The following is a 16,014-nucleotide window of genomic DNA, read 5'->3' on the forward strand; positions in this document are numbered from 1 at the left end:
ATCCAAGCAAGATCAGGATGAAAGTAGCAATTATAGAGGATGAGGAGTTGGCGGCGGTTACATTACGGAAGATGCTGGTCCAGTTGAATCCGGATATTGAAGTAATGGCTACTCTAGCTACCGTAGAGGCAGCGGTGGAATGGCTGAGTACCAATAATCCCGACCTCTTGTTTATGGACATCCATCTGGGGGATGGCGAAAGCTTCCAGATATTTGAACAGGTAGAGGTAGACTGTCCGGTGATCTTCACCACAGCTTACGATCAATACACCCTCAAAGCTTTTAAAAACCAAGGCATCGATTACCTGCTCAAACCTTTTGATGAAGAAGATGTGGCAGCGGCATTAACGAAATTGAAAGGTATTCGCAAGATCTCTGAGATCGGCCTTCCGCAGTTTAGCTACCAGACACAAGGACCTTCTCCTAAAATCCGTAACCGTTTCATGGTGAAATTAGGTAAGTTGATCAAGACGGTACAGTCTGAGGATGTGGCTTATTTTATGGCCGAAGGTAAATACCTGTTCCTGGTAACCAATGATAAACAGAATTACATCATTGAAGAAACAATAGGCAGTCTGGAACCCCAACTGGACAGCTCCGACTTTTTCCGTATCAACCGCAAGTTCATCATCAACATCAAAGCTGTTCGTGAGATGTACAAGCTTTCCAGAAACCGGGTAAGGATTGTATTGGAACCTGCTCCTGTAGAAGGACTGGAAGTGGTTGTAAGCGAAGAAAGAGCAGATGCATTTAAGAACTGGTTGAATCAATAACAAATTCTCTAAGCGCTTCTTTTATATCCAATTTATCATAATCTCTTCTCTTGATTGTGTGTTTTCTATTTTTAATAATTGCATTTAAAATATCCATTCTTGTTTAGTTATTTCTCTTTGTGAGAAATAACTAATCTTATTTATTAGTAATAATTTCTTTTAATATGTTTTGTGAGTATATTTACCTTAACTGAGGGTGTGATTTTTCTATTTATTCGTAAATTATGCTCAATTCTATTAATCTAAATTAGAAGAGGCTGTTGCTTCATCATTATGAGCGAAACAAACCGAATAGAATACAAGCAAGAACTTACTGATTCATTAGAGAAGGAAGTCGTTGCCTTTTTAAATTATAAAGAAGGAGGTATAATTTACATAGGTATTAATAAAGCTGGTTCCACGAAAGGGCTTGCAGACAGTGATGGTGACCAGCTTAAAATAAAAGACCGCTTAAGACATAATATTGCACCATCTTGTATGGGCTTGTTTGATGTGGTAAGCCTGCAAAAGGATGATTTATCTATCATCAAAGTTATTGTAGCAAGTGGAACTGGGAAGCCATATTTCCTTAAAAAATATGGCATGACAGAGAAGGGTTGTTATATTCGGATTGGTACAGCATCAGAACCTATGCCTCAAAAAATGATTGATACTATGTTTGGAAAGCGAACAAGGGATTCAATTAGCAAAATCAAGTCTAATCAACAACATTTAAGCTTTGAGCAGTTGCAGATCTATTATGATGCGGCAAATAAAAGGCTCAATGAGAAATTTGCTAGCAATTTGGAACTTCTCAATGAGGATGAGCATTATAATTATGCTGCTTATTTGATGTCAGATAAAAATAGTACTTCAATAAAGTTTGCCAAATACAATGGTACTAGTAGGGTTAATTTGGTAGAAAGTAACGAGTATGGTTATGAATCTTTGGTTAAAGCGACTAAACAGGTTTTAGATAAGATTGAGTTAGAGAATAAAACCAACACCCAAATTACCTCCAGAGAAAGGAAAGAAACTAGATATTGGGATGCTATTGCTTTACGTGAGGCAGTAATCAATGCTTTTGTTCATAATGATTATACGTCGGAGGTTCCTCCAAAATTTGAATTGTTTGATGATAGGATCGAAATTACTTCCACTGGTGGCTTACCAGAAGGCTTGAGTCAGGAAGAGTTTTTCGAGGGTTTCTCCATTCCTAGAAATAAAGAAATTATGCGTATTTACAAAGATTTGGATCTTGTAGAGCAATTGGGCTCAGGGATTCCCCGTATTTTGGAAAGTTATGAGAAGGAGTGTTTCAAGTTCTCAGATAACTTTTTAAGAATGTCTTTTCCTATATATAAAGAGATTCTTGTTGATCTATCTTTAGGTGGTCCAATAGGTGGTCCAATAGGTGGTCCAATGGGTGGTCCAATAGGTGGTCCAATAGGTGGTCCAATAGGTGGTCCAATAGGTGGTCCAATAGGTGGTCCAATAGGTGGTCCAATGGGTGGTCCAATAGGTGGTCCAATAGGTGGTCCAATGGGTGGTCCAATAGATAGTCCAATCTCTGAATTAACCCAAAGGCAAATGGAAGTGCTTCGTTTGGTAAATGAGAATAATAAACTAACAAAAAGGGACTTAGGTAAACTGTTAGGTGTGAATGTTTCAGCAGCTCAAATGCATATAGACATCTTAAAAGAAAGGGGATATATAACCCGCATTGGTGGGACAAGGGGTCATTGGCAAGTTCTGAAGTGAAAAACCGGCTGAATCAATAATTCTTGAGGGTTTTTGGTAGGGAAGATAATTTTTATATACTTTTACCCCTAACCGAATATTACAATATACTGCGATAAAAAGCAGAATCTTGTGCAAGAATAATAAAATGAACCACTATAAACTATTGCTTCTGGGCTTGCTGTTTTCCTATCTAGGGAGTACTGCGCAACAAAAAAGCATTAGCTTTAATCACCTTACTGTAGAGAATGGCTTATCGCAAAGTAGTGTTTTATCGATAACACAAGACAGTTTGGGTTTTATGTGGTTTGGCACTAAAGATGGACTCAATAAATTCAATACTCAGAACTTCGAGGTTTATAAATACCATAAAAAAGATACGACTACTTTAACGAGTAGTATGAACATCAATGCTTTGCTGACTGATAGCAAGGGGAATGTATGGGTGGGGACGCAAAAGGGCCTCAATTTATACCTGCCGAAAACGAATTCTTTTAAGCGGTTTCAATACCATTCTAAACAAAAGCATAGTCTGAGTAATAACATTATCAGGAGTATCTATGAAGACCGACAAGGTTTTATTTGGGTGGCTACGGACAGTGGCTTGAACAAACTGATTACTCCTGATAAATTTGAGCGTTTCATGACTTCTAATGATCCGCAAAAAGGACCAGTACATCATTTGATTAAGTCGGTATATCAAGACCACAATAATGTAATGTGGGTAGGCACTCTGCAAGGATTGACCAGTATGGTGTTGAAAAATGGGAAATATGTATATCGGTCCTATGTTCATGACCGGAATCAGCCGGGAAGTTTAAGTGATAATGACATTAGTTCCATCCTTGAAGATCACAAGCATAATTTATGGATCGGAACACATAGCGGCGGACTAGAACTGATGGATCGTGCAAGTGGTACATTTAAGCATTTCCGTTTTAAAAAGGGACAGCCAAATAGCATCAGTAGTAATGTGATCCGAAAAATGATGCAGGCAAAGGATGGTAAACTTTGGGTCTCGACTTTAAATGGTATCAATATTATTGATGTAGAAACCTATGCGATTAAAGTGCTGAATCATCTTCCAGATGATCCTTCCAGTTTGAACCAGAATTCTATATACGACCTGATGCAAGATGCGGCCGGTTCCATTTGGGTAGGTACTTATTATGGGGGGGTAAATGTTTATCATGCCAATTCTACTCCTTTTAGAGAGTATAAATCCAAGATTGGGAAAAATGGATTGAGCAGTAATGTAGTCAGTGCAATCGTAGAAGATTCAAAAAATAACCTTTGGATTGGAACCGAAGCAGAAGGACTCAATTATTACGATCGTAATTCAGGTAAGTTCAGCAGTTTCAGACATGATCCTGAAAACCCCTCTTCGCTCAGTTCGACTCTGGTAAAAGCTGTCTCTATAGACCAAAAGGGAAGAGTCTGGCTCGGTACTTATGAAGGTGGATTGGACTTGTACCTCCCCGCCACAAAAAGCTTCCGTCATTATGCGCCAAATCCAACAGATTCTACTGCTTTAAATTCTAACAGGATTGTGTCTTTACTACATGATCGTCAGCAACGATTCTGGATAGGTACCCGTGCGAGCGGCCTTTTTCTTTATGATGAGGAAAAAGATAACTTTTATCCGTTTTTAGGTGGACAGGATAAGCACGATTTAAAAGTAGTGAGGTGCTTATTCCAGGATTCAAAAAATAACATTTGGATCTGCTGTAATTCCGGAACTTATATTCTGGAACCCAATGCGACGAAGGTTAGGCGGTTTAAAAATTATGATGACCGGATGTTGTTCAATGACATCAATTTTGTGCAGGAAGATTCCAGAGGCTATATCTGGTTGGGAGGTTATGAATCTGGCCTGATCCGGTATCGATCTCAAAATAAAACGATCCGTTCTTTTAAAAAGGAAGATGGCTTACCCAGCAATGTGGTTTTGGGAATGCTGGAAGATGATAAAGGGAATCTATGGATCAGTACAGACAATGGCTTATCAAAATTTGACCGGAAGACTTTTAAAACTTATACTGTAAGGGATGGTCTTCCAGGAAATGTATTCAATTACAATTCTTTCTTTAAAGACAGTAGGGGAGAGTTTTTCTTCGGTGGCTTTAATGGATTGGTTAGCTTTTTTCCAGATCAGATTAAAGACAATAACAGGATACCAAAAGTGGTATTCACACGTCTTAAACTTTTCAATAAGCCAATTGCGATCAATGATGAAACGCAATTGTTGAAAGAGAACATTAGTTTAACGAATGAACTTACCTTCTCTTACCACCAGAATATTTTTACGGTAGATTTTGCCGTGTTGAATTATATCAAGTCGGAGAAAAACAGGTATGCTTATAAACTCGAGGGTTTTGAAAAAGACTGGAATTATGTGAACAGTCCTTCCGCTACTTTTACCAATCTTCCATCTGGTACTTATACTTTGTTGATCCGTGGCTCTAACAACGATGGGGTTTGGAATCCTGTGGCCAGTAAACTCCTGATCCATGTGAATCCACCATTCTGGAAAACCTGGTGGGCTTACCTGATTTATTTATCGGTTTTTGTAGGCTTGTTGTTCCTATTCTCCAGGTTCCTGTGGATCCGGGCGCTCCTGAAACGTGAGCAGGATGTATATCAGATGAAACTGGATTTCTTTACCAATGTTTCTCATGAGATCAGGACGCCACTTACGTTGATCGAGGGGCCTTTAGAAAGCCTGATCAATGAAACGCAAGAGTCACCGGCATTAAATAGAAAACTACTTACGGTAAGAAGAAATGCAGGACGCTTAACCAGATTGGTGAACGAGTTATTGGATTTTAGAAAAGCAGAATCCGGAAAGCTAAGCCTCAATATTTCGCCGGGGAATATCGTGTCCTTCGCAAAAGAGATTTACCTTTCTTTTACAGATCTGGCCATTAAACAGCGGATCGATTATCAGTTTTTATCTGAAGAAACCCAGATTGAAGTCTATTTTGACAATGAACAACTGGAAAAGGTATTGTATAACCTCTTATCAAATGCGTTTAAATGTACACCGGATGGAGGAAAGATTCGTTTATCGGTATTAAAAACAGCTGATGGTTTTGTAGAACTCCGTACTTGCGACAATGGAAAAGGTATTCCGGAAGAAAGCAGAGAGAAGCTGTTTACCAATTTTTATCAGATCAAAGATCCGCTATCCAGAAACAGTGGTACGGGAATAGGATTGGCCCTTTCTAAAAAGATTGCCGAGCTGCACCATGGTAATTTGTTTTTAGCGGAAGAAAAAGATATTCCAGAAGCTGGTATCCGTACCTGTTTCTGTTTGAAGTTGAAATTGGGACAGTCGCATTTTTCAAAAGAAGAACTGGTAAAGGACTTCTTGAATAGTGAAAATCCAGCGCATTATCAGTCTGCCGATAACCCAGTAGAAGAGCAAGTACCGCTATTGCAGAATGTCGAAAGCAGAGATGAGCAGGTGACCATTTTGATTGTGGAAGATAACCATGAGGTCCGAGAGTTTATCGTACAATCCTTGCGCTCGTTTTACCTCGTACTGGAAGCATCGAATGGTGCGGAAGGTGTAGAAATGGCTATAGAGAAAATACCAGATCTGATTGTGAGTGATGTGATGATGCCGGTAATGGATGGATTGGAATTGTGCCGGACTTTGAAAACTGATGTCAGGACGAGTCATATCCCTGTGATTCTTTTAACGGCGAGAACTGGAAATATCCATGAAGTGAATGGCTTGAAAACTGGAGCAGAAGCTTACCTGACCAAGCCTTTTAGCATCAGTAGTTTACAACTGACGATCTCCAATCTGTTGATGCTTCAGGCAAATATGAGGCGTAAATTTAGTCAGCAGATTACCTTGCAACCTGCCAACATTCTCATAGAGTCTTCTGATGAAGAATTCCTGAACAAGGTCATGACTTTGATTGAGCAAAATTTTACGACGCCCGATTTTAGCGTTAACACCCTGGCTTCAGACTTAGGGATGAGTACGCCCATTCTTTATAAAAAGATAAAAGTGTTGACTGGCCTTACCGTTAATAATTTCATTAAATCTGTCCGCTTGAAAAGGGCGGCTCAGCTCCTCCGACAAAAGGTGTACACTGTTTATGAGATTGCTTATATGGTAGGCTTTAATGACCCTAAATATTTCAGTAAAGAGTTTGTGAAACAATTTGGCAGAACCCCTTCTGATTATGTCCTGGAGGAATAATTGTGGGCCATTTAAGAATTTCCCCCCTTAAACTTAAGAATTTCCCCCCTCAGAGAATAGTAGTCACACTACATTAGCAAAACCAAGTATAATTTATCTGTAAGACCAATTGATCTAATGAACGAGCATTCTATGATTTCTTGTCCTGTATTTTCCGCCTATTGGGATGTTTTTCAGGATTCTTCAAAGCCACTGTTGCCATTGCTACTCAGGTCTCTTGATTTTAGGGTTAACATTTCTTGGATTTCAACTAAATAACTATTGATTATGAAAGCACAATTACTAAAAGTATCGATGGCTCCTGCTCAATCATTTAGTGTCAGACAGGATGTCGAACCCTTTGTGAATAACAAATGGCATTACCACCAGGAGCTGGAATTGATTTACTTTAATGAAGGTAAAGGCACTCAGTTTATCGGTGATAATATTCAATCGTTTAATTCCGGAGATATTGTTCTTGTTGGCGCACACCTGCCACATTACTGGAGATTTGAAGATGCCTATTTTGAAGGCGGTTCAAAGAGTGGAACAGCCGACGTAAAAGTGGCTCATTTTAGCGAAGATCTTTGGGGAGATTTCTTTTTGAACCTACCGGAAAATAAGGCACTCAAAGATGTAATGGAGAAATCCAGAAGAGGCGTTAAAATCACTGGAAAGAATAAAGCGCAAGTCGCGATATTGCTGGGTAGAATGCTGGAAGCGGAGGGAACGGAAAGGATCATCCTGTTGATGCAGGCTTTACTGGAAATTTCCAAATGTGTGGAGCTGGAAACTTTGGCATCTGTAGGATTTCAATACGACCTGGAGCAGGTAGAGAAAGACCGAATCAGTGATATCTACGAATATACTTATGCCAATTTCAGGAATAAGATCTGTCTGGAAGAGATTGCTGATGTGGCCAAAATCAGTCCTAATTCTTTTTGCCGTTATTTTAAATCGCGCACCAGAAAAACCTATTCTCAGTTCCTGACGGAGATTAAAGTAGGGCAGGCCTGTAAGTTATTAATTGAAGCGCACCTCAACCTCAAACAAATCTGCTACAATAGTGGCTTTAATAATTTTGCCAGTTTCCATAAGTGTTTTAAGAAAGTAACCGGGAAAAGTCCACTCTGTTATCAGCGGGAATTTGTAACCGAATATATGAACTAAATCTGGAGCCAATTCTGTTGACAACTACGCCAAACCGACCGACTGATTCCTGAAAAATAATGCGTCCCTTAGCTTAACCAAATATAAAACTTAAACGAACCAACAATGAAAATGACCACCACAAAGAGCCATTGGGGATATATGGCTGCTACCTCCTGATCAGCATGATGACCGGATTCCCGGATTAATAAGCTGAAGATCAATTAAAATATTTACTCATTTTTAAAACTGAAGTATGAAGGAAATTTATACTATGAACCTCTATTTGTCTGACAAATGGAAAGTGTACACGATCAGGAAGGTTGGCATAATTGTTTTACTAGCCATAGGGATATTGTTTTCCCCTTCTGCATTTGCACAGAAAGTAATTAACGTGAAAGGCGTAGTGAAGGATGATAAGGGTGTGCCACTTCCGGGTGTAGGGGTGAAAGCCAAAGGGACTACCATCGGTACTTCTACAAATGGAGACGGGGCATACAGTCTGAACGTACCTAGTGAAAGTACAGTGCTGGTATTTAGTTATATCGGTTATTTGTCGCAAGAAGTAACAGTAGGCAGTAAAACAACCATGAACATCAGTCTGAAAGAAGATTTTTCAGACCTGGAAGAGGTAGTGGTAACTGGTTACGGTGGGATTGCTAAAAAGAAAGATCTGACGGGGGCCAGTTCTTCTGTAAATGAAAAAGCCATTAAAGAACGACAGCCAATTAACCTTTTTGATGCTTTGCAAGGCCAGGCAGCAGGGGTTTTAATTGTGAATGATGGTGGTGGCGCTCCAGGGGCAACGGGTTCCATTCAGATTCGTGGTACTTCTACTTTGAATGGTGGAAACGGGCCTTTATATATTGTAGATGGCGTGATTGATCCGAATGGGGCAAACATTAACCCTGCTGATATGGCCGGCATCGAGGTATTAAAAGATGCAGCTTCTGCTTCTATTTACGGTTCACGAGCTGCAAATGGGGTGATTTTGATTACCACTAAAAGAGGGCAGGAAGGAAAACCTTCTATAGACCTGACTTATAACCATGTATTTGGACGTTTAGCACATAGCATTCCGATCAGTAACTCGGCGGAAGTACGCGCATTCAGAACCATTCAAGGTAGAACAAATGCTACAGATTCGTTGAATCCAAGTTTCAATGCAGATAATGATTTACAGGAAATTCTTTTAGGGAACCTGGCACAGAAGAAAGAGATTAAACTAGGAATCAGTGGTGCTAATAAAGGATTGAATTATTATACCAGTTTAAACTATCTGGATGATAAATCGATCATCATGAACAGTTGGGCCAAGCGCTTACAGTCGAGGATTAACATTGGTTACCAGGTTTCTCCGAAGTTCAAATATTCGAACAATATGTCATTTGTATGGTCGAAAGGAAATGCAATTCCAGTGGGCAATACGGTAAGGGTGGTAATTGACCGACCTGCTTATTCCTTATTGTATTATCCTGACGGTACTTTAACGAGTTATATTGCGTCAAAAAGGAATCCTATTGCTCAGGCTTTATACGAGCGGGATGAAGATGAAGTGTATTCTGCACAGCTGAATAACCAGATTGACTATTCCTTTACCAAAGATCTGAGGTTTACCACCTTGTTCAATGCAACATTCGACAATGCTCAGAACATGTATTTCTCACCACGATTACTTTCTGCCAATAAGGATCAGAATTCGGGAAGGAATGAGATGACTAAAACATTTCGCTGGGAATATCAGGCTTACCTGAATTATAACAGAACGGTGCTGACCAACCATAATTTTTCTGGTTTACTGGGTTTCAGTGCAGACCGTAGGAAATTTGATCGGGTACATACCGAGTATTTAAACAGTGTGAACGAGGAGATCTTTGTAACGCTTCCGGATTATTTGAATGCTTCAAAAAGTTATACCGATGGAACGGCAAACTCTACTGCTTCTATTTTTAGTCGTTTGGGTTACAATTATAAAGGACGATACATTTTACAGGGAACTTACCGTAGAGACGGATCTTCAAGATTCGGACCGGAAAATCGTTGGGGTAATTTCTTCTCTGCATCTGCGGCATGGCGTTTCTCAGATGAGAAATTCATGAACTTTGCTAAACCTTACCTGGAAGATGCGAAGCTGCGCTATAGTTTCGGTCAGCTAGGAAATGATAAAATTGGTGATTACGAGTCCTATACGAAATACGGATTTTCAGGTAATTATAATGGGATTGGTGCAGCTGTGCCGATTTCAAACTTTGGAAACCCTTATATCAAATGGGAAACTACTACACAGAACAACATTGGTATGGACCTGAGTTTCTTTAAAGGAAGGCTAGGATTTACTGCAGATTATTATGTAAAGGAAACCACCAACCTATTGTATCCAAGAGAACTGGCAAAGGAAACGGGATATAATACGGTACAAGTGAATTTAGGAACGATTCAGTCTAAAGGTTTGGAATTTGTGGTAAATGGAACACCAATCGCGTCGAAGAATTTTGAATGGAATGTGATGGGGAACCTTACTTTCGAGCGTGGAAAAATTAAGAAACTGGCAGGAGGCATCCCTCTATTTGTAGGGAATAAATGGTATGTAGAAGAGGGGGGTAAAATTGGTAATTTCTATGGCTGGAGAAATCTAGGTGTATACCAGTGGAATGAGTCGAATGCCTATGATGAAAACTGGAAGAAACTTACCGTCGTTTTGGAAAATGGGGCACCTAAAATCGAGAATGGTAAAGCCGTATATACTAAAGATGGACAGCTCTACACCGGTAATGTGTTGAGTAAAAAAGCACCAGATGGGAAATTAAAAGGTGGTGATGCAGAATGGGAAGAGGTTAAGGAAGATGGGGTAATTGATGATGAAGACCGCCAGATTCTGGGGAATGCCACTCCTGATTTTTATCTTGGCCTGACCAATAATCTGCGTTACAAAGCTTTCTCTTTATCCTTTACTTTCAATGGTTCTTTTGGCGGAGAGGTGTATAATACCTTATTGCAAAGTCAGAACAATCCTTCTAATACTGGTGCGGGTTCTCCTGATATCGTTTACAACTCCTGGAGAAAACCTGGGGATGTGGCTAAGTATCCTTATTACATCGAGAAAAACAACCGTGGGAATTTGAAAACCAATCAGAACAGTCTTTATATAGAAGATGCTTCTTTTTTCAGGTTATCAAGCGCACGCTTGTCGTATCAATTAGATGAGAAATGGTCGAAGGTAATTCACCTGAGAAGAATCACGACTTATGTATATGGGACTAACCTATTAACATGGACCAATTACCGCGGTTATGATCCAGAGTTTAGTACGAGTAATCCATTAACTCCGGGTGATGATGTGGGTAAATATCCAAGAAGAAGAGAGTTTGGTTTTGGTATCAATGTTAATTTCTAATAAGATGATGATGAAAAAAATAATCGCGATGTCTGCATTGGGCGCAGCGCTGTTACTGGGTGGTTGTAAAAAGTTTTTAGATGAACGACCTTTCAATCAGGTGCCTATTACGGATTTTTATAAAAACAGATATGATGTGGAAGCTGCAATTGCAGGGATGTATTCTGGATTTCAGCAGGAGATGGTGGGCAAGGACCAGTACACAGAAAAATATATGTATTGGGGAGAATATCGCTCTGATAACTTTGATAGGTTTATTACTTATACCAAAGATTATGTAGATGAGATTGCATTGAATAGTTTAACCCCTACCAACCAATTTTCGGATTGGAGCGGTTTGTATGCAGTGATCGGTAGGGCCAATAATAACATTAAATATATTCCACAGGCGGCAAGTCTGGATCCTTTGTTGACTAAGGCAATGGTAGACAGTTATCTTTCTCAGACTTATGCGATGCGTGCCATGAGTTATTTTTACCTGGTTAGGGTTTGGGGAGATGCCCCGGTTAGATTAGAACCCTATGAAAGTTTGGATCAACCTTCGGAAGAGCAAAGGATACCAAAAGATAGAGTGATCAATGAAGTGATCATTGCGGATTTGGAGAAAGCTTATGCCTTAGTGAAAAAGGGTGATAAATCTGTAGTTTTTAACCTTGGTGAAGCTGCTATTTGCGCGACTATGGCTGATGTTTATATGTGGAAGAAGGATTATACGAATGCGATCAAATGGATTAAGCTTTTATTTGCAGCAAAAGGTCCTACTGGTGCAGTTTATACAGGAGCTACTGAGGCGAATTTACAACCTTCTGCAAGCTGGAAAACTGTGTTTACTGCCCCTGCAAGCAGTATGGAGTCTATATGGAGCATTCATTGGGATTACCTGAAAAATGGTTGCGCCTGTATGCAGACTTCCTGGACTTCTAATAACAAACAGATTTCTATTGATGAGGGTATTTGGAATACCTGGTTCCAGCCGCAAGTATCGATCGGCACAAGATCAACAGATATCAGACCCAGACAAACGGCAGATGTATTCTATGGGCAGAATAAACCAAATAGGGATCGTTTTATTAAATGGTATCCAACTTCGGCCAATGCAACTGCTACAGATCCATGGCCAGCCACAAACCAAACCTTACCTGTTTACCTGACGATGTACCGCTTGGCAGATATTTACCTCTTGTATGCGGAAGCACTGAACGGTAGTGGAGATTTGCCAAATGCCTTAAAATACCTGAACTATGTACGCAAGCGTGCCGTAGTGCCTGAGTATTTGGCAGGAGATCCATTGGTTTCTACTCAAATTGCGATGGAAAATGCGATCCTCAATGAAAGACAATTGGAGCTTTTTGGAGAAGGAAAACGATGGTTTGACCTGGTACGTACCAATCATGTGAAGCAGGTGATGGATCCAATTCTTAAAAGAAGACAAACGGCTGCAGGGAATGTGGAGACGCCGGGCTTCCTGAATCCTGAGTTCAAGGCATATTGGCCAATTCATAGAAATGTACTGAACTCTAATTACAAATTAACCCAAAACCCTGGTTACACGGATTAAAAGATAGGATATGAATAAGCTCAATATTATACTGAAAAGGTACGCCTTTATATTGCTTTTGCCACTGGCTGCTGGTTGCAACATGTTCGGTATGGAACTGCAAAAGAAATACGATTATAACCCTCAAACCCTGGATCCTAATATTCAGATGTCGGCCAGGCAGTTTTTAGAAACCCGTTCTTATGAAAGCACGACTAACCTGAGTGATACTGTTTTTAAGTTGATGAGAAAAGGTTTAGAATATGCAGAGATCGATCTTGCGATGTATGACAAGCCAGGGATGACCTTTATGTTTTTACACAATGATGCCATCAGGGCCTGGGATGCCAAAGCTAAAAAGGTAACCGGTGGGATGTGGGTAGATTTTCCTGTTGTAACCTTGGTGCCAGGCACAGAAACGATTGCAACCAGTCGCCCGGCCACAAAATGGCAAGACTATTCGAAGGCGGATGTGAGGAATTATTTCCTGTACCTGATGTTACAGGGGAATTATAATTTTAATAATGTTCGTTTAACCCCGATAGATGCCCAAACTATGTTGCCTCCGGGAACATTGGCAACTAAAACTTCTTTGTTGGGCTTTATGAATGGAGGGAAAGGATTCGATCAGGAGGGGAAGATGGGCCTGACCATTCTGAACAACGATGATCTTGCGCCATTGGTGATTAATAGATTAACGAAAAACAGATCCGGTGGTTATGTAACCACAAATGCCATTGTTCATGTATATGGCGCCACAGTTTATCCTTTCCGACCAGAATAAATTTTATGAGAAGACTTACTTTAGCCATTTTTTGCACGATCCTATTTAATAATGTATTTGCACAGCAAAGTCAACGATTAACCCAGAACTGGGAATTTTTGAAGGGTGATCTTGGTGGTATTTATGAAGCCATCAGACCGGTGAAAGCCGGAAACCCAGAGAGTGTTCCGGTATGGGAACAGGTAGTTCTTCCGCATTGTTTCAATGCGAAAGATGCCGTAACTCCAGACGTAAATTATTACCAGGGACCGGGTTGGTACCGGACGCAGCTGAGCATCAATAATCCATATAAAAATGGGCGGACACTCCTTCATTTTGAAGGGGCAGGGCAGAAAACTAAAGTTTATATCTATGATGTTTTAGTAGCCGAACATACGGGCGGTTACGATGAATGGACTGCTGACATTACCGATGCGGTTGCAGCATTCCGTAAAAATCCTTTATTTGAAAAACAGTTTAAAGGAAAGATCCCGGTGGAAATCCGTTCGGATAACTCCCGGGATCTTGAAATGATCCCTTCGGATCTTTCAGATTTCAATGTGTATGGCGGTTTATACCGTTACTTGAACCTTCGCTATGTGCCACAGGTATCTGCCGAAAAGCTTTTTGCTACGGCTAGTGTGGATGCGAAAGGTGCTGTAGGCACATTGAAGATTAGCGCTCGCTTATTGAATCCTGATGGGGTAGATACCCTTATGGTGAAATTCCAGGTAAAAGACCCTCAGGGGAAATTGGTTGCTAGTTTTAATAAGGAATGGAAAGCCTTTTATGGCAAAAAAGACCTTTGGGAAACTACTATAAAAAGCCCTAAACTTTGGTCTACTGAAAATCCAAACCTGTATACGGTAGAGATGAGTATTATTGCTAAGGGTGTTTCTTCGGTTCATTCGGAGAAAATAGGGTTTAGAAATTTTGAGTTCGTTAAAAAAGGACCTTTTATGCTGAATGGCAAAAGGCTTTTATTGAGGGGTACGCATCGTCATGAAGACCATGCGGGTGTAGCGGCAGCGATGACAGAGGATCAGATTCGCGAGGAAATGGTGTTGATGAAAAGTATGGGTGTTAATTTTATCCGTCTGGGTCATTATCAGCAATCCAGAATTGTATTGGATTTATGCGATAGTCTTGGGATTCTGGTATGGGAAGAGATTCCATGGTGTCGTGGTGGTTTGGGTGGCGAAAGTTATAAGAACCAGGCGCGTACTATGCTTCGCAATATGGTAGAGCAGCATTACAACCATCCTTCGATTATCATCTGGGGACTGGGAAATGAAAATGATTGGCCGGGAGATTTCTCGGAATTTGATCAGCATAAGATCAGAGAATTTATGAAAGAGTTGAATGACCTTTCTCATGTGTTAGATCCTTCCAGAAAAACAGCGATCAGAAGGTGTGATTTCTGTAGGGATATCGTAGACGTGTATTCGCCCTCGATTTGGGCAGGTTGGTACCGTGGAATTTACACAGAATATAAAGAAGTATCTAAGCAGGAATTTGATAAAGTAGACAATTTTCTCCATGTAGAGTGGGGAGGAGATAGCCATGCAGGGCGTCATTCGGAAAGTCCGGATAATGCTTTGAGTTTGGTGACAAAAGGTAAAGGTGCGGATGAGCGTGCAGGTGATGCTTCCTTATTTGGTGGCAGTGCCCGCGTTTCTAAGGATGGCGATTGGAGTGAGAGTTATATTGTGAACCTGATCGATTGGCATTTGAAGGAACAGGAAACTATGCCCTGGTTAAGTGGTGCGGCTTACTGGCCTTTTAAAGATTTTTCGACCCCGGTTCGTCCGGATAACCCGGTTCCTTATATGAACCAAAAGGGGGTGGTTGAACGTGATTTTACTAAGAAAGAAGCGTTCTATGTGTTCCAGTCGTACTGGACAACTGCGCCAATGATCCACATTTACGGGCATTCCTGGCCGGTAAGGTGGGGAGATGCGGGAGAACAGAAAATGCTGAAGGTATATGCCAATCTGGATGAGGTTGAACTCTTTCTGAATGGCGAGAGTTTGGGTAAGAGAAAGAGAAATAGTCAGGATTTTCCTGCTGCAGGCTTGAGGTGGATGCTGACATTTAAGGAAGGTAAGAATACGATCAAGGCAGTAGGCAAGAAAGATGGAAAGGTGTTTACTGATGAGATTACTCAGGAGTATCAAACTGCAAAATGGGATAAACCAGCAAAATTGGTTTTAGAAAAGGTAGCTGAAAAAGATGGCATTGCTACCATTCAGGTTAAAGTGCTGGACAAGAATAATGTCCTGTGTCTGGATGCACAAAACTATGTGAGCTTTGGGATTACCGGTGATGGAACATTAATCGAGGATATGGGTACTGCCCGTGGTTCCAGGAAAGTACAAATGGGTAATGGTTCTGCAAAGATTAGTATTCAAATGAATAAGGGAAAGAGTGTAGCGAGCGTAAAAGCTGATGGCTTGCCATCTGCATTTGTCGAAATAAAATAAT

At 40.5% G+C, this 16,014-nt stretch carries 8 protein-coding genes; all 8 read left to right on the forward strand.

The window, feature by feature from the left end:
- Positions 1-17: 17 nt before the first annotated feature.
- The 8 genes from R2S10_RS21435 to R2S10_RS21470 all read left to right on the forward strand — a co-directional run bounded on the left by R2S10_RS21435 (position 18) and on the right by R2S10_RS21470 (position 16,013).
- Positions 18-773 carry a LytTR family DNA-binding domain-containing protein gene (locus R2S10_RS21435; protein WP_316842465.1) on the forward strand — a complete coding sequence of 252 codons (756 nt, stop codon included), beginning with the start codon at positions 18-20 and terminating at the stop codon, positions 771-773.
- A 273-nt stretch (positions 774-1,046) separates the two neighbouring features.
- Positions 1,047-2,513 (forward strand): RNA-binding domain-containing protein, encoded by a 1,467-nt coding sequence (locus tag R2S10_RS21440; protein WP_316842466.1) that lies wholly within the window; start codon positions 1,047-1,049, stop codon positions 2,511-2,513.
- A gap of 127 nt (positions 2,514-2,640) precedes the next feature.
- The gene (locus R2S10_RS21445) at positions 2,641-6,708 is read left to right on the forward strand and encodes a two-component regulator propeller domain-containing protein (protein WP_316842467.1); all 4,068 of its coding nucleotides are present in this window, start codon (positions 2,641-2,643) and stop codon (positions 6,706-6,708) included.
- A 267-nt stretch (positions 6,709-6,975) separates the two neighbouring features.
- Positions 6,976-7,857, forward strand: a complete 882-nt coding sequence (locus R2S10_RS21450) for an AraC family transcriptional regulator (RefSeq protein WP_316842468.1) — start codon at positions 6,976-6,978, stop codon at positions 7,855-7,857.
- A gap of 235 nt (positions 7,858-8,092) precedes the next feature.
- On the forward strand, positions 8,093-11,230 hold the full coding sequence (locus R2S10_RS21455) for a TonB-dependent receptor (protein WP_316842469.1): 3,138 nt from the start codon (positions 8,093-8,095) through the stop codon (positions 11,228-11,230).
- A gap of 10 nt (positions 11,231-11,240) precedes the next feature.
- On the forward strand, positions 11,241-12,788 hold the full coding sequence (locus R2S10_RS21460) for a RagB/SusD family nutrient uptake outer membrane protein (protein WP_316842470.1): 1,548 nt from the start codon (positions 11,241-11,243) through the stop codon (positions 12,786-12,788).
- 10 nt (positions 12,789-12,798) lie between these two features.
- Positions 12,799-13,551, forward strand: coding sequence for a hypothetical protein (locus tag R2S10_RS21465; protein ID WP_316842471.1), 753 nt, complete (start codon positions 12,799-12,801; stop codon positions 13,549-13,551).
- Positions 13,552-13,556: 5 nt separating this feature from the next.
- Positions 13,557-16,013 (forward strand): glycoside hydrolase family 2 TIM barrel-domain containing protein, encoded by a 2,457-nt coding sequence (locus tag R2S10_RS21470; RefSeq protein ID WP_316842472.1) that lies wholly within the window; start codon positions 13,557-13,559, stop codon positions 16,011-16,013.
- Position 16,014: the final 1 nt, after the last annotated feature.

This window comes from Pedobacter gandavensis, assembly GCF_032678745.1.
Lineage (GTDB): Bacteria > Bacteroidota > Bacteroidia > Sphingobacteriales > Sphingobacteriaceae > Pedobacter > Pedobacter gandavensis_C.

Coding starts and splice junctions, on each gene's coding strand:
- R2S10_RS21435 (WP_316842465.1), top strand. CDS start 18: ATGAAAGTAGCAATTATAGAGGATGAGGAGTTGGCGGCGGTTACATTA.
- R2S10_RS21440 (WP_316842466.1), top strand. CDS start 1,047: ATGAGCGAAACAAACCGAATAGAATACAAGCAAGAACTTACTGATTCA.
- R2S10_RS21445 (WP_316842467.1), top strand. CDS start 2,641: ATGAACCACTATAAACTATTGCTTCTGGGCTTGCTGTTTTCCTATCTA.
- R2S10_RS21450 (WP_316842468.1), top strand. CDS start 6,976: ATGAAAGCACAATTACTAAAAGTATCGATGGCTCCTGCTCAATCATTT.
- R2S10_RS21455 (WP_316842469.1), top strand. CDS start 8,093: ATGAAGGAAATTTATACTATGAACCTCTATTTGTCTGACAAATGGAAA.
- R2S10_RS21460 (WP_316842470.1), top strand. CDS start 11,241: ATGAAAAAAATAATCGCGATGTCTGCATTGGGCGCAGCGCTGTTACTG.
- R2S10_RS21465 (WP_316842471.1), top strand. CDS start 12,799: ATGAATAAGCTCAATATTATACTGAAAAGGTACGCCTTTATATTGCTT.
- R2S10_RS21470 (WP_316842472.1), top strand. CDS start 13,557: ATGAGAAGACTTACTTTAGCCATTTTTTGCACGATCCTATTTAATAAT.